The 20,107-nt window shown below is 41.4% G+C and carries 14 protein-coding genes; 3 read left to right on the top strand and 11 right to left on the bottom strand.

The genetic code is table 11. The annotated features are described in order from the left end of the window. Window positions 1-35: 35 nt before the first annotated feature. The 3 genes from WA338_RS07195 to WA338_RS07185 are packed head-to-tail and all read left to right on the top strand — an operon-like array spanning window position 36 to window position 3,635. The gene (locus WA338_RS07195; protein ID WP_009780674.1) at window positions 36-1,385 is read left to right on the top strand and encodes a M28 family peptidase; all 1,350 of its coding nucleotides are present in this window, start codon (window positions 36-38) and stop codon (window positions 1,383-1,385) included. A 46-nt stretch (window positions 1,386-1,431) separates the two neighbouring features. Next, window positions 1,432-3,057, top strand: a complete 1,626-nt coding sequence (locus WA338_RS07190; RefSeq protein ID WP_009780675.1) for a M1 family metallopeptidase — start codon at window positions 1,432-1,434, stop codon at window positions 3,055-3,057. 2 nt (window positions 3,058-3,059) lie between these two features. Beyond that, window positions 3,060-3,635: a YdeI/OmpD-associated family protein gene (locus WA338_RS07185; protein WP_336092783.1), complete on the top strand. Its 576-nt coding sequence runs from the start codon at window positions 3,060-3,062 to the stop codon at window positions 3,633-3,635. Window positions 3,636-3,701: 66 nt separating this feature from the next. On the opposite strand, the gene WA338_RS07180 is transcribed toward WA338_RS07185, so the two are convergent. From WA338_RS07180 to WA338_RS07130, 11 genes are all read right to left on the bottom strand, one after another. After that, complete coding sequence (locus WA338_RS07180; protein ID WP_336092782.1) at window positions 3,702-4,886, bottom strand: aldose epimerase family protein; 1,185 nt, start codon at window positions 4,884-4,886, stop codon at window positions 3,702-3,704. A 20-nt stretch (window positions 4,887-4,906) separates the two neighbouring features. After that, window positions 4,907-6,418, bottom strand: coding sequence for an L-arabinose isomerase (gene araA, locus WA338_RS07175; RefSeq protein ID WP_336092780.1), 1,512 nt, complete (start codon window positions 6,416-6,418; stop codon window positions 4,907-4,909). A 41-nt stretch (window positions 6,419-6,459) separates the two neighbouring features. Further along, window positions 6,460-8,109, bottom strand: a complete 1,650-nt coding sequence (locus WA338_RS07170; protein WP_336092779.1) for a solute:sodium symporter family transporter — start codon at window positions 8,107-8,109, stop codon at window positions 6,460-6,462. A 31-nt stretch (window positions 8,110-8,140) separates the two neighbouring features. Then, the gene (locus WA338_RS07165; protein WP_009780680.1) at window positions 8,141-8,839 is read right to left on the bottom strand and encodes an L-ribulose-5-phosphate 4-epimerase; all 699 of its coding nucleotides are present in this window, start codon (window positions 8,837-8,839) and stop codon (window positions 8,141-8,143) included. Next, complete coding sequence (locus WA338_RS07160) at window positions 8,832-10,529, bottom strand: ribulokinase (protein WP_336092778.1); 1,698 nt, start codon at window positions 10,527-10,529, stop codon at window positions 8,832-8,834. The genes WA338_RS07165 and WA338_RS07160 overlap by 8 nt, the downstream gene beginning before the upstream one ends. A 90-nt stretch (window positions 10,530-10,619) precedes the next feature. Then, window positions 10,620-12,614: an alpha-L-arabinofuranosidase C-terminal domain-containing protein gene (locus WA338_RS07155; RefSeq protein WP_272985876.1), complete on the bottom strand. Its 1,995-nt coding sequence runs from the start codon at window positions 12,612-12,614 to the stop codon at window positions 10,620-10,622. Between the two features lie 22 nt (window positions 12,615-12,636). Beyond that, window positions 12,637-15,003, bottom strand: a complete 2,367-nt coding sequence (locus WA338_RS07150) for a glycoside hydrolase family 127 protein (protein WP_272985878.1) — start codon at window positions 15,001-15,003, stop codon at window positions 12,637-12,639. A gap of 1 nt (window position 15,004) precedes the next feature. Beyond that, window positions 15,005-15,985 (bottom strand): arabinan endo-1,5-alpha-L-arabinosidase, encoded by a 981-nt coding sequence (locus WA338_RS07145; RefSeq protein ID WP_272985879.1) that lies wholly within the window; start codon window positions 15,983-15,985, stop codon window positions 15,005-15,007. A 3-nt stretch (window positions 15,986-15,988) separates the two neighbouring features. After that, the gene (locus WA338_RS07140; protein ID WP_272985880.1) at window positions 15,989-17,002 is read right to left on the bottom strand and encodes a glycoside hydrolase family 43 protein; all 1,014 of its coding nucleotides are present in this window, start codon (window positions 17,000-17,002) and stop codon (window positions 15,989-15,991) included. Window position 17,003: 1 nt separating this feature from the next. Further along, window positions 17,004-18,545 (bottom strand): arabinan endo-1,5-alpha-L-arabinosidase, encoded by a 1,542-nt coding sequence (locus WA338_RS07135; RefSeq protein ID WP_009780686.1) that lies wholly within the window; start codon window positions 18,543-18,545, stop codon window positions 17,004-17,006. Between the two features lie 10 nt (window positions 18,546-18,555). Further along, the gene (locus tag WA338_RS07130) at window positions 18,556-20,106 is read right to left on the bottom strand and encodes an alpha-N-arabinofuranosidase (protein WP_272985881.1); all 1,551 of its coding nucleotides are present in this window, start codon (window positions 20,104-20,106) and stop codon (window positions 18,556-18,558) included. Window position 20,107: the final 1 nt, after the last annotated feature.

The following is a 20,107-nucleotide window of genomic DNA, read 5'->3' as shown; positions in this document are numbered from 1 at the left end:
ATACTGCTCGTCCTTTTTTAACCCTAATTAATGATATGAAATTAAAATTTACACTTGTATTCCTTTCTTGTTTCGGGGCTCTTTTCGCTCAGAATAATGTGCCTTCAGAAACAGATTTACGCATTTACGATATTATCGATGCTGTTTCGGCAGACCGTATTGAGCAAGATGTGCGCACGCTTGCCGGTTTTGGTACGCGCAACACCTTTAGCGATACGCTAAGCGATACCCGCGGAATAGGAGCCGCACGTCGCTTTATCAAAGAAGAATTCGACAAAACGTCTGCAAAGTGTGGTGACTGTCTTGAGGTTTTTTACCAGAAAGATTTAGTTACACCAGAAATGGGAAGCCGTATTCCTAAAGAAACCTACGTGGTAAATGTTGTCGCGATTCAAAGAGGCACAAAATATCCTAACCGCTTTATCATAATGAGTGGTGATATCGATTCTCGCGCGAGTAGTGCAACCGATTTTACCACCGATGCTCCCGGAGCAAATGACAATGCGAGCGGTATGGCAGGAACTATGGAAGCTGCCCGCGTACTTTCAAAATACAAATTTGAAAACAGCATCATTTATGTTGGTTTATCTGGAGAAGAACAAGGCCTTTTTGGAGGAAAAGGTCTTGCTGAATATGCTGTAAAAAAAGGATGGGATATCATCGGAATTTTAAACAACGATATGATCGGAAATATCACCGGTGTAGATGGTGTGGTAAGCAATCGTGATTTTAGAATTTTCTCAGAACCTGTTCCTGCAAATGAAACCGAACGTCAGCGCAATGCACGCCGTTTTTACGGAGGTGAAGTCGATGGTAATTCACGACAATTAGCACGCTACATTCATAAAAATGTAGAAAAGTATATGCCAGAGATGAACCCGATGATGATCTATCGTCTGGATCGTTTTGGTCGTGGTGGGCATCACAGACCTTTTAATGACTTAGGTTTTGCTGGAGTTCGCATTATGGAAGCGCACGAAAATTACACCCAGCAGCACCAAGACATCCGTACTGAAGATGGTATCGCTTATGGAGATGTGGTAGAACACGTAAACTTCTCGTATGCAGCAAAACTTACAGCGGTAAACGCGATCAACCTTGCGAGCTTAGCTTGGGCTCCGCCGGCACCGGAGACGGTTAAAATTGGTGGAATTGTTGAAGCAGATGCTAAATTAGCTTGGTCAAAAGTAGACGGAGCATTTGGTTACAAAGTATACTGGAGAGACACCACTTCGCCTACCTGGGACCATAGCCGTTATGTGGGGGATGTTTCAGAAATTACTTTAGACGGAATTGTAATTGATAATTCATTCTTCGGAGTTTCAGCGGTTGGAGCTAACGGTCACGAGAGTCCGGTAGTTTTCCCTAATGCGATTATGCGTTAATCCATTTTTTGGAACGACATTTGAACTTCAGTCTTAAAACAAAAGCATGCATAAACTAATCACAGCGCTTTTAGGTATGATATGCCTAACTGCATTTGCTCAAGAAAAGCAATTTACACATCAGGATACACTCAAAGGCAGCATCACTCCTGAACGCGCTTGGTGGGATGTCACCCATTACGATCTGAAAGTTGACATAGATCCTGAGCAAGAATTCATTTCAGGAACTAACACGATCACCTACAAGGTGCTTGATCCGTATCAAACCCTGCAAGTAGATCTGCAAGAACCTATGAAACTCCTGAGCGCTACTCAGAATGGACAGAAACTAAAGATCAAAAAAGATGGCGCAGCCTATTTTATAGCACTTCAAGAGCAACAAGAAAAAGGTGCTGTAAACACAGTCGATGTAAAATTTGAAGGAAAACCTGTGGTTGGTGATCGCTTACCTTGGGACGGTGGCTGGACGTGGCAAGAAGACGCCAATGGTAACGTCTTCGCTGCAAACGCCAATCAAGGCATTGGTTCATCGATCTGGTGGCCAAACAAGGATATTCCTTACGACGAAGTAGAAAGCCTAGATTTCTTTATTACGGTTCCTAAAGGCTTGACAGCGGTAGGTAATGGGAAACTTATTAATTCAACTTCTACTCAGGACAAAACTACCTTTCATTGGGCTGTTGAGAATCCTATTAATAATTACGGAGTAAGCGCTGATATTGCAGATTACGCACATTTTTCTGATACTTTTAATGGTGAAAAAGGTGAACTCGACATAAACTTTTACGTGCTAAAAGAAAATCTTGAGAAAGCTAAAAAGCAGTTCAAGCAGGTGCCAAAAATGCTGGAAGCTTTTGAGCATTGGTTCGGCCCCTATCCATTTTATGAAGATGGCTATAAACTGGTTGAAGTCCCTTATCTGGGGATGGAGCACCAAAGCAACGTGACTTATGGCAATGCATACGGAAATGGCTATTTAGGTCGTGATCTTTCGGGAAGCGGCTGGGGAATGAAATTTGACTACATCATTATTCACGAAAGCGGTCACGAGTGGTTCGCCAATAATATCACCAATAAAGATGTGGCAGATATGTGGGTTCACGAGAGTTTCACCACCTATTCTGAAAATTTATTCATTGATTATTTCTACGGAAAAGAAGCGGCTTCAGACTATGTGGTCGGGATGCGCAGATCAATTCGTAATGATCGCCCGATCATCGGGACTTATGGTGTAGATCACGAAGGAAGCGGCGATATGTATTTTAAAGGAGCCAATATTCTACACACCGTACGCCAACTAGTTGAAGATGATGAAAAGTGGCGGCAAATTCTGCGCGGACTCAACAAAGAATTTTATCATCAAACAGTGACGACTGCTCAGGTTGAAAATTATATTAGCGAGCAAAGCGGAATTGACCTGACTCAATTTTGGGATCAATACCTGCGAACTACGATGATTCCGGAGTTGGAATACACGATTGATGGGAACACGTTAAAATTCCGATATACCGCTATTGTTGAAGGTTTTGATATGCCTATTCAGGTTCACGTAAATAATACAACTGAATGGATCTACCCTTCAGCAGCTTGGAAAACAAAGTCATTTGATGCGCCAATTACCGATTTTAAAGTTGATCGTAACTTCTATATTGAAGCGGAAGAAATCAAGTAAATATGACAAAAGGTAAGCGCCCACTACTCTATTTTAAAAATGCTGAAGAATGGCGCGCTTGGCTTCATGAAAATCATCATTTAGAGAGCGGTGTCGATCTAGTTTTTTACAAAGTAGCTGCCGAAGAACCTAGTATGCGTTGGGAAGAAGCCGTGCAAGTCGCCATTTGTTATGGTTGGATTGACAGCACTGTGAGAAAAATTGATGACGATAGACGCAAGCAATACTTCTGTAAGCGCAACGCAAAAAGCGTTTGGAGCGCAGTTAACAAAGCTTACATTGAACGATTAGAGAAGGAAGGCCTAATTCACGATAGTGGTTATAAATCCATTGAAATCGCAAAAGAAAACGGTTCGTGGAGTGCTTTAGACGATGTTGAAAACGGAATCATCCCGGAAGATCTACAAGCGGCGTTCAACAATAATCCTAAAGCTTTTGAGAACTATGAGAATTTTGCCCGAGGCTATCGCAAAAGTTATTTGTATTGGCTCAATCAAGCTAAAAGAGAAACAACGAGGCAGAAGCGTATTGAACAAATCGTCGCGCTCTGCGAACAAAATTTGAAGCAACGCTCGTAAACAACAAAAAGCCCAATGTAAATTACATTGGGCTTTTTCATCTAAACACAAATGCTCAACGCATTTTTATTTTACTGAAAATTTAAAACTTGTGGTTGTGCTATAGGTTTCTCCCGGTTTTAAAAGTGTCGACGGAAATTCAGACTGGTTAGGAGAATCTGGATAATGCTGTGTTTCTAAACAGAAACCGCTTCTTAAAGCATAAGTACCTTCTCCTCCTTTTTGAGGTAAAGTCCCGTCTAAGAAATTCCCGGTATAAAACTGAATCGCAGGCTCTGTAGTCATTACTTCTAAGAATCTTCCACTGCGTGGATCATAAGCTGTAGCGGCTAAATGCATCGCTCCGCTTTCATCATTTAAAACCCAGCAGTGATCATAACCCTGCCCTTTTTTAAGCTGATCGTTTTCAGCTTCAATTTCTGCTCCAATCGCTTTCGCTTCACGGAAATCAAAAGGAGTACCTTCAACAGCACGCAACTCCCCTGTTGGAATCAAGGTTTCATCAACCGGTAAATATTGATCTGCATTCAGCATTACTTCGGTATCTAAAATGGTGTTGTCAAAATCACCAGATAAATTGAAATACGAGTGCTGAGTAAGGTTTACAACCGTTGCCTTATCTGTGGTTGCCTCATAATCCACTTTAAGCGTATTATCTGCCTGAAGTGTATAAATCACTGTAGTTTCTAAATTACCGGGATAGCCTTGATCACCATCAGGACTAGTGTAAGTCAACTTTAAGCCTACGTTATCTCCGTCTTCAATTTCTTCAGCGGTCCAAACTACTTTATCAAAACCTTTTCCACCGTGCAGACTGTTTGGTCCATCGTTAGTTGGTAATTGATATTCTTCACCATCAATAGAAAATTTACCGTTAGCAATACGGTTTCCGTAACGCCCGATCAAAGCTCCAAAAAAAGTTGGATTTCCGGTCGTAGTATATTCCTCTAAGGTATCATAACCGAGTACCACATCTTGAAATGTGCTGTCTTGGCTAGGTGCTTTTAAGCTTGTAATAATACCACCATATGTGATGATATCCACTTCCATCCCATTTGCGTTAACAAGGCTGTATTTTTCAACAGCAATGCTATCTGGCGTCATTCCAAAGTCTGACTTGGTGATGGTTGCCTCAGGCATTTCTGCAACAACCGCAGTTTCTTCTTTCTTAGGCTCATTTTTACAATTTACCACTGAAAGGGCCATCCCTAGTACTACAGGAACAACTAAAAGATTTTTATTTAATTTCATAATTCTTCTGTTTTTAAAACTTACATACGGTGTTGAAAGATATGATAATAAGCTTCGTTAGCGTTTATCGTATCCTTAAAGTCACGCACTCGGGTTTGATCATCGATCACAAGTAATTCGATACCTGCGATGTCTGCAAAATCTTCCATAAATTCTGTAGTTACCGCTTGGCTATACACCGTATGGTGCGCTCCTCCAGCGTGAATCCAGCTTGTTGCTGCGATATCAAGATTTGGTTTACAATCCCAAAGTACACGCGCTACCGGTAAATGCGGAAGATCTGCTTCTGGCTTAACGGCTTCAACTTCGTTCACAATTAAACGGAAACGGTTACCCATATCTACTAAAGAAGCGTTGATCGCCGGACCTTCTGGTGAGTTGAACACCAAACGCGCCGGATCTTCTTTACCTCCAATTCCTAACGGATGTACTTCACATTTTGGTTTAGCATCTGCAATAGATGGACAAATCTCCAACATATGCGAACCTAATACGTAAGAACCTTGTGGTGTGAAGTGATAGGTGTAATCTTCCATAAATGAAGTTCCACCTTCAAGACCAATGGCCATCACTTTCATCGCACGTGTTAAAGCAGCTGTTTTCCAGTCTCCTTCTCCACCAAAACCGTAACCATCTGCCATTAGGCGCTGCGTTGCGATTCCCGGTAATTGTTTCAGTTCCCCAAGATTTTCAAACGTATCTGTAAACGCACCAAAACCACCTTCTTCTAAAAAGGCTCTCAAGCCTAATTCGATTTTTGCTGCATCAACTAAAGACTGACGCTTCTCCCCTCCTTCTTTTATAGAATCGTGCAGTTCGTACTCCGTCTCATACGTCTTCAATAACGCATCAAGATCCTCTTGCTTGATCTCATTGATTTTTGCCACAATATCTGAAGAATCAAAACCGTTTACGGTAAAACCAAAACGCATTTGCGCTTCTACCTTATCACCTTCAGTTACGGCAACCTCACGCATATTATCCCCAATACGCGCTACTTTTAAGTTTTGGAATTCATTCCATCCTAAAGCAACACGGGTAAACACGCCAAGTTTAGTCTGTACGCGAGCATCTTGCCAGTGTCCAACAACGACCTTGCGCTTTTTACGCATACGCGACATCATAAAACCAAATTCACGATCACCGTGGGCAGATTGATTTAGATTCATAAAATCCATATCAATCTCGCCCCATGGAATTTCTGCATTAAATTGTGTGTGTAAATGGCAGACCGGTTTTTGAAGAATATTCAATCCCTTAATCCACATTTTCGCCGGTGAAAATGTATGCATCCATAAAATTAAACCGATGCAATTTTTAGTACTGTTGGCCTCAAGACACAAGTCTGTGATCTCGTTAGGCGTTTTTACTAGATCTTTATAAACGATTTTTACAGGAATCGCTGCAGATGCATTAAGTCCTTTTGCAATCTCCTGAGAGTGTCCTGCTACTTGTTTTAGCGTTTCTTCCCCGTATAAATGCTGGGTTCCTGATACAAACCAAACCTCGTACTGGTCAATGTTATAATTCATAGCCTTGATTGTGCTTTTATTTTTGAATGATTAAGTGTTTTTTATGAAAAGTAGATGTAAATACTCACCACCGCGATGCAGATAACTACACCAGCAGGTTTTAAATATTTCCAAGGTGTAATGTCCACCTGACGTGTGTATTCTTCAAGATAATCTGTTTGACGTGGAAAGAATTTACTCACCGTAAACAAGATAATAAGAACCATTACAAATATGATTCCCATAATATGTAAGAAACTTGGGAACGCATCTTTTGCTACCATTGCAAGTTCTGAAGCATCGGTAACGCCAGAGAGCTCTGCTGCTGCAACTGCATTGTCTGCAATAATTGGTTTTACCACGTACAGGGTCACTAAATAGGTCACTACCGCAAAAACAATAGCGATGTTAGCTGCTTTTCCTGAAACGCGTTTTGAGAAATAACCTACTAAAATGATTGCCAAAATAGGCACACTAAAAGAACCGTTTAATTCCTGTAGGTAATTGAAAATACCACCTTCGACGCCGTAGAGCAATGGTGCAATTGCCATCGAAAAGATCGCTAAGAATATACCGAAAGTTTTACCTGCGCGTACTACTTGCTTTTCTGATGCATTTGCATTAAAATATTGTTTATATAAGTCAAGACCGAATAAGGTTACCGAACTGTTTAATGCCGAGTTGAACGAACTCAAAATCGCACCAAAAAGTACCGCTGCAAAGAATCCTACAAAAGCAGTTGGAAGAACAGCTTTTACAAGCATTGGGTATGCTTCATCAGCATTGTCAAGATTTCCGTTGAAATATTCAAAAGCAATAACTCCCGGAAGTACAACAATGATAGGACCTAAAATCTTAACGATCGCTGCCAGACATAGTCCCTTCTGTCCTTCGGCTAAGTTTTTTGCTCCCAGCGCACGCTGAATGATCGCTTGGTTGGTTCCCCAATAATAGAAATTCACGATAAGCATACCTGTGAATAAGGTCGTCCACGGCACCGAAGAATTAGGTCCACCTAGAATTTCAAATTTCTCAGGAAGATTGGTGGTGACTACATTCAATCCTTCAAAAACGCTTCCGTTACCTACAGCCATAAGACCGAAAACAGGAATTAGAAGACCTCCTACAATCAAACCAACAGCGTTGATCGAGTCAGAAACTGCTACTGCTTTAAGTCCACCAAAAATCGCATAAATAGAGCCAATGATTCCAATACCCCAAACGGTAACCCAAAGTGCAGATTCAGGATCAAGTCCCATACGCTCCGGGATATCAAACATCGTATTGATTGCCAAAGCTCCAGAATACAATACGGTTGGCAGCATCGAAATCGCGTAGGCCATTAAGAATAGGATTGACACAATCGTTTTCGTAAGTTTTCCGTAGCGTTTTTCCAAAAATTGAGGAATCGTCGATATTCCACCTTTCAGGTATTTTGGTAAAAGCACAAAAGCTGTAAAAACCATCGCTACAGCTGCAACGATTTCATACGCTGCAATTAGAATACCTTCACTAAAACCAACACCGTTAGTACCAATAATTTGTTCCGTAGAAAGGTTGGTTAACAAAAGGGAACCGGCGATTACCGGTCCTGTTAGACTACGCCCTCCTAAAAAGTAACCATCTGAAGTGGTCTCATCTGTTTTACGCGAAGCGAAATACGAAATCACCGCTACCAAAAGTGTAAATGCGGCAAATGTGATTAATCCCATAATTTGAAAATGTAATTGATTAGTTTATTGATTAGCAGCCCTGGCCGTAATAAGCATCTTTTCCGTGCTTACGCTCATAATGTTTTTTAATAAGCGAATCTTTAAGTCTTGGTGCATTTGGATTAATCTGAAGTGTCAATTGTGCCATGCGCGCTACTTCTTCTAAAACCTTACTGTTATAAACCGCTTTTGCAGCCGTTTCTCCCCAAGCAAAAGGACCGTGGTTACCCAAAAGTACCATATTTACTTCGTTATAATCCAAACCTTTGTCTTTAAAACAGTCAAGAATTTGGATTCCTGTATTGTGTTCATAATTTCCTGAGATCAAATCATCGTGCATAGGTGGCGCACAAGGAATATCTGCTGTGAGATGATCGGCGTGTGTCGTTCCAAAAATCGGAATATCCATCTGTGCCTGAGCCCAAGCTACAGAATATGTGGCATGCGTATGTGCAATACCGCCAACACCTTCCCAGTGTTTGTATAAATACGCATGTGTTTTTGTGTCTGACGATGGACGTTTATCTCCTTCTACAATGTTATTATCATAATCAACGATAACAATATCTTCAGGTTTCAAGGTCTCATAAGGCACACCGCTAGGTTTAATAGCAAATACGCCGTTTTTACGATCTACTGCGCTTACGTTACCAAAAGTATAAATAACCAGACCTAACGCGTCTAGTTCCATATTAGCTTCGTAGCATTCTTCCTTTAAAGACTTATACATGTTCTTTTATGTTCTTTTTCGGTTTGGTTATATTATTTTCTACAAAGTCACTCAAGACTTCATAGCGCTGCATCAAAGCTGCAAATTCTTCTAAATGCTCTTCCTGCGGAAGATATTCTGCCTCATAATCACTGCCTAAAGTTTTGCTCGCTTCAATCACATTAGGATACAATCCTGCAGCAACAGCAGCGTAAACTGCAGCTCCTAACGCTGGTGCCTGATCTGAGGCTGCAACTTTAATCGGTACGTTAAGTGTATTTGCCAGCGACTGCATAATAAATTTAGATTTACGCGCTACACCGCCAATACCCACAACCGACTTGATCTCGATGCCTTCATCTTCAAAACGATCTAAAATCTTTTTGGAACCAAAGCAAATCGCATTTACTAAGGCTTTAAAGATATGCGGAGCACGCGTTCCCATATTCAGGTTGGTGATCGCAGCCTCAAGCTCTTGATTTGCATCTGGAGTTCTTCTTCCATTGATCCAATCTAAAGCAACGGGAATCGCTTCACTATGTGGAATCGCTTCTGCAGCATCAGATAATTTTCTGATAAAATCAGCTTCTATTTCTTCTTTTAATTGCTCCTTTTGCTCTGCAGAAAGAATATCTGAAGTAAGCACAAGGTTATCAATGGGCCAACTCAATACATCTTTGAACCACGCCAATAAATCCCCAAAAGCAGATTGACCTGCCTCAAGACCTACAGCCCCGGGAATGACAGAACCATCTACCTGACCACAAATACCTCTTACGGTTTTATTTGCCACTACCTCTGGTGAAGAAACACTTATATCACACGTAGAAGTTCCCATTACGCGAACGAGCGTGTGCTCTTCTACTTTAGCGCCTACAGCCCCAGCGTGTGCATCAAAAGTTCCTACTGCGATTTTAGTTTCAGTGGTAAGTCCTAATTTTTCTGCCCAGGCAGCGCTAAGATTTCCGGCTACCTCATCAGACGTATACGTCTCAGAATATAATCGTGAACGCAATGCTGCTAAATATGGGTCTAATTTACCTAAGAATTCTTCTGGCGGTAATCCTCTCCAGCTCTCGTGCCACATCGCTTTATGACCTGCTGCACAACGACTGCGTTTAAACGTTTCTAACGAAGTATTTTCAAGCAAAAGATAAGTAATCCAGTCACAATGCTCCATCCAAGAGTATGCAGCTTGTTTTACTGCCTCATCTTCACGCACCACGTGTAAAATTTTTGCCCAAAACCATTCAGAAGAATAGATTCCTCCTTCATATTTTGTAAAATCTTCACCTCCCCAAGTGCGTGCAAGGTGATTGATCTCGTTAGCTTCTGCAATTGCGGTATGATCTTTCCACAAAACCATCATCGCATTAGGGTTTTCTTCAAAACCATCTGTTAGTGATAAAGGCACACCTTCCGCATTAACCGGAATAGGTGAAGAACCTGTAGTATCAATACAAATTCCTTTTACCGATTCTGCTGAAATTCCGCTTCGGGTAACAACAGCTTTTATGGTTGCTTCAAGACCTTCGATCAAATCTAAAGGATGCTGGCGAAAACGATTTTCTGATGCGTCGCAATATAGACGCTCTTTCCAACGTCTATAATAACTTACTTCTGCTTCTATCTCTGCTCCTGTAGCTGCATCTATCAAAACCGCTCTAACAGAATCTGAGCCGTAATCAAGCCCAATCACATAATCTTTCATATTCTAAAATCTTACTTGCTAACAAATCTACTATAATCTGTTTAAAAATGTAGATTCAACACTTAATATTTTTAGTTTTTTATTAAGAATTTATTTTAGTGGTATTCTAATGATATTCAACGAATAAGCCGAAACCTCATAGGTTGCAACATCTTTTTTAACTTTTAACTCCTCGGTTACAGGGGCAATTTCCTGCTGAGATTCAAATGAATTTTCTTTATTCAGGTCTGCCTCCTTCAATACGATTGCTTTCCCTTTTCCTTTTAATTTTTTCCCATCAAAATTTAAGGTCACCTCCTGTGCTTCGCTTGACGTATTCACCACTTTCACCACAACCTCTTTAGCTTCTGTATCTAGCGTCGCCGAAGCGTAGAGTTCGTCTTGACCAACCAAGTTTTCGCCATCCTGCGTTACCGAGATCAGATCGGTTCCTCTATTGGTAGCATATAGTTTCTGAACATAATAATTGGGTGTACCGTAAGATTCTAGGTTATTAAACCAGATCATATCTGGTGTCCACTGCCATCCATCTGCGTGTGCCATAAGCGGTGCATACGAAGTAAGTTGAACCACCTCAGCATTACGCTCTAAACCAGTCATAAATGCAGCTTCAGAAAGCGCAGCATCCCAACTATTCTTATTATCAGGGCTTGCAATAGCCACGGTTTGTGCTGCGTATTCTCCTGCGAAAATTTTTGGTCCGTTTCGATCGTAGCTGTCGTAACGGGTTGCATTTTCTCTAAACCACTCCGGACTTCTGTAATAATGCTCATCGATGATCTCTGCTCCTATTTTCTTGAGTTCTTTCATACCGTATTCAAAGTAGTCTCCGTCAGGAAATGGTCCGCTTCCTGAAACAATAATGATCTCAGGATATTTTTCTGCAATAGCTTCATTAAATACTTTGTATCGCTCGATATATTCCGGTCCCCATTGCTCATTACCTACTCCTATGTATTTCATATTGAAAGGCTCAGGATGTCCCATATCTGCGCGTACTTTTCCCCAAGGAGTATCTGTTGAACCATTTGCAAACTCGATTAAATCCAGCGCATCCTGCACATAAGGATCAAGTTCGTCCATTGGTACCAATTCGCCTGTGTTAAATTGACACGCGATACCGCAACTTAAGATAGGAAGTGGCTCTGCCCCTAGATCTTCAGACAACTGAAAATATTCAAAGAAACCTAAACCAAACGATTGATAATAATCTGGAGTCAAACGGTGATCAAATTCGGTATTCCAACGGTTAACTAAACTCGGACGCTCATCAACAGGACCCACGGTTTTTTTCCATTGGTAACGACGCGCCAGTGTGCGACCTTCTACAATACAACCTCCAGGAAATCTTAAAAACCCAGGATCAAGATCATATAACAATTGCACTAGATCTTTACGTAAACCATTCTCGCGACCATTCCACGTATCTGTTGGAAACAAAGAAACCATATCAAGACCTAATTCGCCGGTACCTTCAAAAGTTAACTTTAAAGAACCTTTCATCACGGTTTTATTCGGAACGATTTCAGCTTTATAATTTGCCCATTCTGAGCCAGAAACCGGGATTGAAGCTTCAGCAATCGTATTTCCTTCCTCATCCAAAAGTTCGGCCTTCACTGCGGAAACTGCACCTTCCATTTGCTTGGCATCAAAAGTAAAGCGATAGGTATCTCCTTCTTTGATCCCCATCCCTCGGAATCCTTCATTGTGCAATTCATAGCCTTCAGCATTCTTAACCTGAACACGTAAAAAGTTCAAATTACCTTCACCTTCAAAGTATTTTACCGGCATTGCAAAACCAGATTCGTTGTTGTACGAATGTCTGTCGCTGTTAGGCTGTGACCAACCCATCATTGGGATCGTAAATTCAAACGAACGGTTTTTGATCATCTCAGCATACAGACCACCATCGGCAGCAAAGTTGATATCTTCAAAGAAAATTCCATACATCGTAGGTTGAATGGGTGCGATGGTCTCGCTCATATCAACCGTTAATTCTTTTTGAGCAAAAAGCGTATTGCCTGCCAGAAAAGTACCGGCTAAAACGGCGGCTAATCCTGCCTTTTTAATTGTTTGTGTGATCATCTTATAAGTGAGTTATGTGTTTTTATTCTTGGGTTGCGGGTACGCTCAATAAGCGTACGCCATAAATTCCGGCTGTGGTTGAACCTTCTTCAGCTTCAAAGCGCACGGTTAATATTTCATTATTGGCTGCAAGTTCTTGCGGAATCGTATAATCAACTTCAAAAAATTCATTCCCACGGGTTCCTTTTAAATGCGGTTCAGCAATTACAGTTCCGTTTATCATAATCTTAAAGTTGCGACCAGCGTCTTTACCAAAATAGGTCACGCGCAACGTTTTAGCCTTAGCTTCTTTATTTCTAAGATCGTAGCTAAACCAACTTGTAGCATCGCGCCAGTGCTTATTTTGATTTAAGCCACTGTTTGAATTTTCTGATAAAATCCCGTGATCAGATTCCGGTTGTTGTTCTCCCGGAGCCACAAAATCTAATGTGATCTCACGCAAATAAGCTTCGGCTTTCTGCTTCTCTTCAAGCTTGCGTTGCACTTCAGCTAAGCCTTCAGGAGTTTGTTTTTTAAAGTATATCGAATAGCGCTTCTCGTGAATTTTATAGAACGGCTGAAGCACCAACTCTGAATACGTTTCAGGATAAAACAGCTTAGGCGCTGTAAAATGTAACGGCTTATCTTCAACCGGCTTGATCTCATTCAAAAGATTTTCACCGTCTTTAGAAAGAAACATCGGTGCTTCGGTTAAAGGTAAAAATGGACCATCTGCGATGTGACCTCCTCGACTATCATCTGCAAAAAGTCCGTCTTGATCTTCATCACCCGTCACAGCAGCCAAAACAATTGGACCATACTTTACAGAAACATAGCCTGAATCATCAGGCAATTCCTCCAGACTTAAATGCATTGGCAATTCCATTTTAATGCGATCGCCATTTTTCCATTTGCGCTCCAGAGAAACATAAGAACCCGGAGTCGTATCTATTTTCTGTAGTTTATCATTTATATAAACCTTCAGTTCACCAACTTTTACCCATTGTGGATAACGCAACATCAAAGTTGCCTTGGTTTTCTTTTTGCTATTCCAAATCAGTTCTGTTGATGCTTCTTCGGGAAAGTTTGTAATCTGCGTTAAAAATGCCTTCTTTTCATCCCAGCCTACTTCCGAAGGAATAAACAAATTCACATAAAGTTTATCCTCTTTTTTGGCATAAATGAGTTCGTTGTACTTGGTGTGATTTTCCATCCCCGAACCCACACAACACCAAAAACTGGTTTCCGGCTGCGAATACACGCGATAATGACCAGGTCGAATGGGCGTGAAATACACAAAACCGCCATCTGGATTTTGAGAAGACAGAATGTGATTGTACAAACCGCGCTCGTAAAAGTCGATGTAATGCTCCTCTGAAGTATCTTCAAACAAGAGCTTACTCAACTTGAGCATATTGTAGGTGTTACAACTTTCTGGTCCTTGCTCGCTGCTTACCACCGATGAAAAATCATCTACGGGATTAAAATGCTCGCGCACGCTGTTACCGCCAATGCTTATGGAACGCTGTGTGGTTACATTATCAAAGAAATTGGATGCTGCATCGTGGTAATTTTTAGCCTCTTCCAACTGACTGATACGCTCAAAACCAATAAACTTAGGGATTTGCGTATTGGCGTGCATTCCGGTTAAGATATCTTCATTTGCCGCTAGCGGTTTTAACAAAGCGTGCTGCGAAAAATCTTCAGCGAGTTTCAGGTATTTTTTATCGCCTGTAATCGCATAAACTTCAGCAAAAACTTCGTTGAGTCCGCCGTGTTCTGAACGCAGCATATCTTGAATTTGCGCCTCACTTAGATCGGCTGTAATATTCAGAAACCAATCAGTCAACTCAATGAGCATACGCTTTGCCTGCGGAAGTTCTGCATGAATCCACGCGTCTTTTAAACCATTAAAGGTTTTATGGATGTTATACAGCGGCACCCATTTATCGTTTAGACTGAAGCTTCCCGCGTTGATCTTTCCTGCTTTAATTTCTGCCCAAAGCGCATCGCTTTCGGGTACGCCACCAATGTAACCGTTCCCATTTGCTTTTTGAACGCGATCTAATTCGGCTAAGGCATATTCGAGCATTTCCTTTGCTTTTTTATCGCCGGTAGAAGCATAATACATCGACAGTGCCGAAATATAATGCCCAGCAGTATGGCCGTCGAGTCCGGTATTTTCCCAATTGGTATAGGAATCTGCTTTAGGCTCAAGACCGGCTTCGCGCAAAAATGGAGCGAGTAAGCGATCTGCATCAAGCGCTTGTATGTAATTAAAATCGGTTAATGCTGCTTCTTTAAAAACTCCGGATTCTATCGAAACCGCATTCAATGGAAAAAGCGAAACCTTCTCCTGAGCTTTGGCAAAAGCACTTAGTAGAAACAGACTAACAACAAAATATTTCATTTTAATCAAGAACATTATCTTTTAAAGTTGGCCAGCCTTCAGCATCCCACTGAAGTTCGGCAATTTTCAATTTTGGTGCGCCATTATCATTTGCATCATACGCGTGAAAAATGATGTAATCCTTTCCGTCGAACGTGTAAGTACTGTTGTGACCCGCACCATACCAATTATCATTTCCTTCAATGATCAAGGTTCCTCCGCCATTATTTAGAGCTTCCCCGTCTTTATCTACATAAGGACCAGTCACACTTTTAGATCGTCCAACCACTACTTTATAGGTGCTGTTTTCACCGCGACAGCATAAATCCCAGGACAAAAATTCATAATACCAATCTCCTTTTTTGAAGATGAATGGCGCTTCTAGCGCTGCATCTCCGGGATTGGCATCCGCTAGATCGAAGGAACGTTCCCGACGCGCGATCGTATGCCACTCTTGCGGCTGGGCGATAGCTTTCAAATCTTCTGAAAGCTTTACCATCTTTAGTCCTTCCCAAAAAGAACCAAATGCCAGATATGGGGTGTCATCCTTATCAAAAATCAAATTAGGGTCAATGGCATTCCATAAATCGCGATTAGGAACCGACTGGATCACGATACCCTGATCTTCCCATTTGTAATTAGGATCGTCTGCATCAAGGGTCGTATTGATGGTCAAACCGATAGCCGAAGTATTCTTCGCAAAAGCAGAAACCGAATAATACAGATAGTATTTGCCGTTATGAAACGTGATATCCGGAGCCCAAATATGATTATTGAAATCTGCCGCAACATCATCTGCCCAAACCGGTTCTTCAGTAAAAACCTGAGGTTCTTTTTCCCAGTTTTTTAAATCGGGCGAACTGAATACTGAAATTCCTCTTCCGGTACAAAAGAGATAATACATATCGCCCTGCTTGATCGCAACCGGATCGTGAACGCGGATGTCTTGTGCAAAAAGGCTGCTGAATACTAAAAGACTAAAAAGGGTGAAAAGCGTTTTCATAATTTAGTTTTCTGGTTGAATTCCTTCTGAAGTCATCACGATGCGTTTGATCGTCCCGTCTTCATTGTAGTATAAACGATCTACACAAACCGAACGGTGAAAACTGCTACCGTGTGTTGGAATGCTTCCGTTATGATAAACGAAATACCATTTGTCTTCAAATTCAATAATTGACTGATGGTTGGTGTTGCTGTTACCCGCAACTTCATTTAAAATCCCTTTATATTCCCACGGACCGGTAATTGATTTTGACATTGCATAGGCGGTTTTCTCAGGAAAATCATAAGCATAAGAAAGATAATACCAGTCGCCACGTTTATGAATGTATGGTGCTTCAGTAAATTTAGGAAGGTCAACTGTCTGGATAGGACCGTCCATCTCGATCATATTGTCTTTTAACTTTACGTATTTACACACTTGATTTCCCCAATATAAATACGGAGTGCCATCATCATCAATAAAAACTGTTGGATCAATATCATCCCAACTAATTTTTGTTTGTGTGGTCATATCGTTAGTGATCAAAGCTTTGCCTATAGCGTCTTTCCAAGGTCCCTCCGGACTGTCTGCCACGGCTACACCAATTGCTTTACCGTGTTTTGACTCATTATGTTGAACCGTTACAAACCAGTAAAACTTACCATCCTTCTCCACCACTTCCGCAGCCCAAGCTGAATGAATTGCCCAGTCAAAATCGGTAGGTTTTAGCGGCACGGGATGTTCTTTCCAGTTGACCATATCATCTGAAGAAAACAGCAACCACTCATTCATAATGTAACGTTCCTGATCGTCTGGCGCCTGATCGTGACCGGCATAAATATACACACGACCATCGTGAACCAAAGCAGCAGGATCTGCAGTGTATTTGTCTTTTATAATCGGATTGTTATAAGAAGCTTCAAGCTCTTCAAAAAGTGCCTGACCACGTTCTACACTTACTTCTTCTGTTTGTGCTGTGGTTTTACAGCTTGTGAAAAGTGCAGCTGCTGCACAAAGTGAATAAAAATATCCTTTCATTTTAGTTTATTTTTTTGCCCCAAATGGCAGTTCCTTCATTATTTAATCCTGAAAGTAAAATGGTAGATTCTACTTCATTTTCCCAATCACGGCCACGTTCAACATAGAGTTTATCTACAAAGGTTCCGTCACCAAAATTTAAAGTTAACCAAGGTGCATCATAACTCCACACATCATTGGCGTTAGAATTGATACTTCCGTCAGCATTTAACGTGAGATCTATCGAGTTTTGAAAATCAGGATAGCGCTGTTCATCAGCATATCCCGGCGTAACAGTGTAACCAAAAATGATCTGCTCATAGTTTCCGACTAGATCCTCTTTGTTTATCGCTGTCTGTGCTACATTGGCAAAACGCTCTGGTGAAACAAGAGGCCAACCATCTTCGGTCCAATGGATTTTACGCACGTGCAATACCATAAAGAAACTATTTTCACCTGGTCTTCCTTGATGCGCCATATAATATTGACCACTATCATCTTTAAAAACGCCGGGATGCGAAACTCCTTGCCAACCTGAGTGCTCATCAAAACGATAAGGCGCCAGAATCATGGGACCGTTATCTTCTTCAGTGTTAATATCTAAACCATTATAATCGTAAAATGGCCCGTCTGGAGAATCGCTTCGGCCTACGCGCACGTTGTACTTGGTTTGCAACCAGTCGTAGGCAATAAACATATAATACTTGTTCTGATCTTCATTATAGATCACCTCGGGCCCTTCGATATTTCCGTTTACGATACCGTTAGTAAAACCGCGTTGTGCGACTCTACTGCCTTTATCTCCGGGATTTGCAGCCAGACCGGTTTCTGGATTTAATTTCAATTTGTAGATTCCATCGTAAGCAGAACCGTAGTAGAACCAATGTTCGCCTTCTGGCGTCACCACAACAGAAGGATCTATCGCATTGGTTTGCACGGCACCTCCAGGTTCTGAAGAAACCACTAAATCTTTTTCTACCCAAGGTCCTTCAGGATTGTCTGAAGTAGCAAGTCCCATCGTACTCAATCTTCCGGTAGATGAGGATAACGAATAATATAAACGATACTCCTCACCAACTTTCATCACATACGGCGCCCAAAGCGCTTGAAAAGGTGTCCCGCCTTTGCTTCTGATGTAGGCAGCCCCTTTTGCCGGTAACCCGCTAAAAGCCCAACCGATCCATTCCCAGTTGATCAAATCTTCTGATTTACGAATCTGGATTCCGGGACGCACTTCTGAACCAAAAGACACGTCTGTATTATAACAATAATACGTATTACCCACTTTGATCACCGAAGGATCGTGCACGTTATAGGGACCCCAGTTTGCAATGTTCTCAACGCCGGCAACATCATAATACGTATCTGTAATATTGTCTACCGTATAGACTTTTGCCGCTACAGGCTCCTCGGGCTCTTCAGGTTCTTCAGGAGACGTTGGTTTTTCAGGCTCTTCACCCGTTTCTTCAACCGGTGAATCTGATGAGCAAGAAATTGCCAATGCACACCAAAAGACAAAAAGCCCCTTATACAGTATACTTGTAATTTCTTTATTCTTTTTCATAGCAATAGGTTTATTTTCCTTCTAAAACCACTACCGAAAATGCCGGTAACGTAACTTCTAGCACACCTTTTTTAAATTTAAAATCCTTAAATCCTTCAGGCATGATATGCTCAGGGTCTTCAAAAGAATTGTGGTCCTGTAGTTTATCTGAAGCTAAAATTTCAGCAGAAAAATCTTTGATATTCAATGCGCTAAGATCGATGCTCACGGTGTTTTCTTTATGTGCATCTATGTTTACCAGCGAAATGTGCGTTTTGCCTTCAGCATCTTTTGAAGCCGAAGCTGAAATTGCAGGAAGCGTATCGCCATTATACTCATAATCTGGCGTATCTAAATCTAGCGGAATAAGCTGTGCATCGTGATGTACTGTGTACATTTTTAAGATATGATACGTTGGCGTTAAGATCATTTGCTCACCTTTAGTCAAAGCAACTGCCTGAAGTACATTTACCGTTTGCGCAAGGTTTGCCATTTTAACACGATCACTGTGATTATTAAAAATGTTCAAAGTTGTACCAGCGATCATCGCATCACGCATCGTATTTTGTTGATACAAAAATCCGGGATTTGTACCTTCTTGCACTTCGTACCATCCACCCCACTCGTCAACAACAAGATCTACTTCTTTCTTCTTGTCATATTTATCCATAATCGCCACGTGCTTGGTGATCAATTGATCCATAAACAGGCTCGACTTCATTGTGGTGAAATAATGATCTTCGGTAAAATCAACATCCGGTCCTTTCTTATTCCAATCAATTACAGAATAGTGATGTAATGCAACACCATCTAACAAGCTTTTAGGGATGTTTTTCATCAACACCTCGGTCCAGTTGTAATCTGCGCTATTCGCTCCAGATGCGATTCGGTATAAACCGGCTTCATTATTCCAGCTGCCCATAAATGTTGCATACTGGCGGTATAAGTTTGCGTAGAACTCCGGCTCCATATTTCCGCCACAGCCCCACATTTCATTTCCTACACCCCAATAGGTAACGCCCCAGGATTTCTCGCGGCCATTTTGTTTACGCAAGTCGGCCATCGGGCTTGTACCGTCGTGATTTACATATTGAACCCAATCTGCCAATTCTTTAACAGTACCACTACCTACATTTCCTGCCAAGTACGGCTCAGTTTCCAGTACTTCACAAAGGTTCAAGAAGTCGTGGGTACCAAAACTGTTGTCTTCGGTCACGCCACCCCACCACGTATTTACGATTGTAGGGCGATCTTCTTGCGGCCCAATACCATCTTTCCAATGATACGTATCTGCAAAACAACCACCAGGCCAACGCAGGTTAGGAATTTTGATCTCTTTTAAAGCTTCAATCAAATCATTACGTACGCCGTCTGTATTTGGAATAGGACTATCTTTCCCAACAAAAAAGCCATCATAAATAGAACGTCCTAAGTGTTCTGCAAAATGCCCATAAATATGTTTACTAATCGTAGGTGCATCTTCTGAAGGTTTTACGGTGATGGTCGCATCCTGAGCATTAAGCAACGAAACGCTGCAAAATGCAATTACAAATGCACCAATAACTTGTAGTTTGTTCATCATA

It is taken from the genome of Leeuwenhoekiella sp. CH_XMU1409-2 (assembly GCF_037029365.1).
GTDB lineage: Bacteria > Bacteroidota > Bacteroidia > Flavobacteriales > Flavobacteriaceae > Leeuwenhoekiella > Leeuwenhoekiella blandensis.
Note: the sequence above shows the minus strand (reverse complement) of the source record. Positions and strands in the feature narration are given on the sequence as shown.

Coding starts and splice junctions, on each gene's coding strand:
- WA338_RS07160 (WP_336092778.1), bottom strand. CDS start 10,529: ATGAAAGATTATGTGATTGGGCTTGATTACGGCTCAGATTCTGTTAGA.
- WA338_RS07140 (WP_272985880.1), bottom strand. CDS start 17,002: ATGAAAGGATATTTTTATTCACTTTGTGCAGCAGCTGCACTTTTCACA.
- WA338_RS07185 (WP_336092783.1), top strand. CDS start 3,060: ATGACAAAAGGTAAGCGCCCACTACTCTATTTTAAAAATGCTGAAGAA.
- WA338_RS07145 (WP_272985879.1), bottom strand. CDS start 15,985: ATGAAAACGCTTTTCACCCTTTTTAGTCTTTTAGTATTCAGCAGCCTT.
- WA338_RS07190 (WP_009780675.1), top strand. CDS start 1,432: ATGCATAAACTAATCACAGCGCTTTTAGGTATGATATGCCTAACTGCA.
- WA338_RS07170 (WP_336092779.1), bottom strand. CDS start 8,109: ATGGGATTAATCACATTTGCCGCATTTACACTTTTGGTAGCGGTGATT.
- araA (WP_336092780.1), bottom strand. CDS start 6,418: ATGAATTATAACATTGACCAGTACGAGGTTTGGTTTGTATCAGGAACC.
- WA338_RS07195 (WP_009780674.1), top strand. CDS start 36: ATGAAATTAAAATTTACACTTGTATTCCTTTCTTGTTTCGGGGCTCTT.
- WA338_RS07165 (WP_009780680.1), bottom strand. CDS start 8,839: ATGTATAAGTCTTTAAAGGAAGAATGCTACGAAGCTAATATGGAACTA.
- WA338_RS07150 (WP_272985878.1), bottom strand. CDS start 15,003: ATGAAATATTTTGTTGTTAGTCTGTTTCTACTAAGTGCTTTTGCCAAA.
- WA338_RS07135 (WP_009780686.1), bottom strand. CDS start 18,545: ATGAAAAAGAATAAAGAAATTACAAGTATACTGTATAAGGGGCTTTTT.
- WA338_RS07130 (WP_272985881.1), bottom strand. CDS start 20,106: ATGATGAACAAACTACAAGTTATTGGTGCATTTGTAATTGCATTTTGC.
- WA338_RS07155 (WP_272985876.1), bottom strand. CDS start 12,614: ATGATCACACAAACAATTAAAAAGGCAGGATTAGCCGCCGTTTTAGCC.
- WA338_RS07180 (WP_336092782.1), bottom strand. CDS start 4,886: ATGAAATTAAATAAAAATCTTTTAGTTGTTCCTGTAGTACTAGGGATG.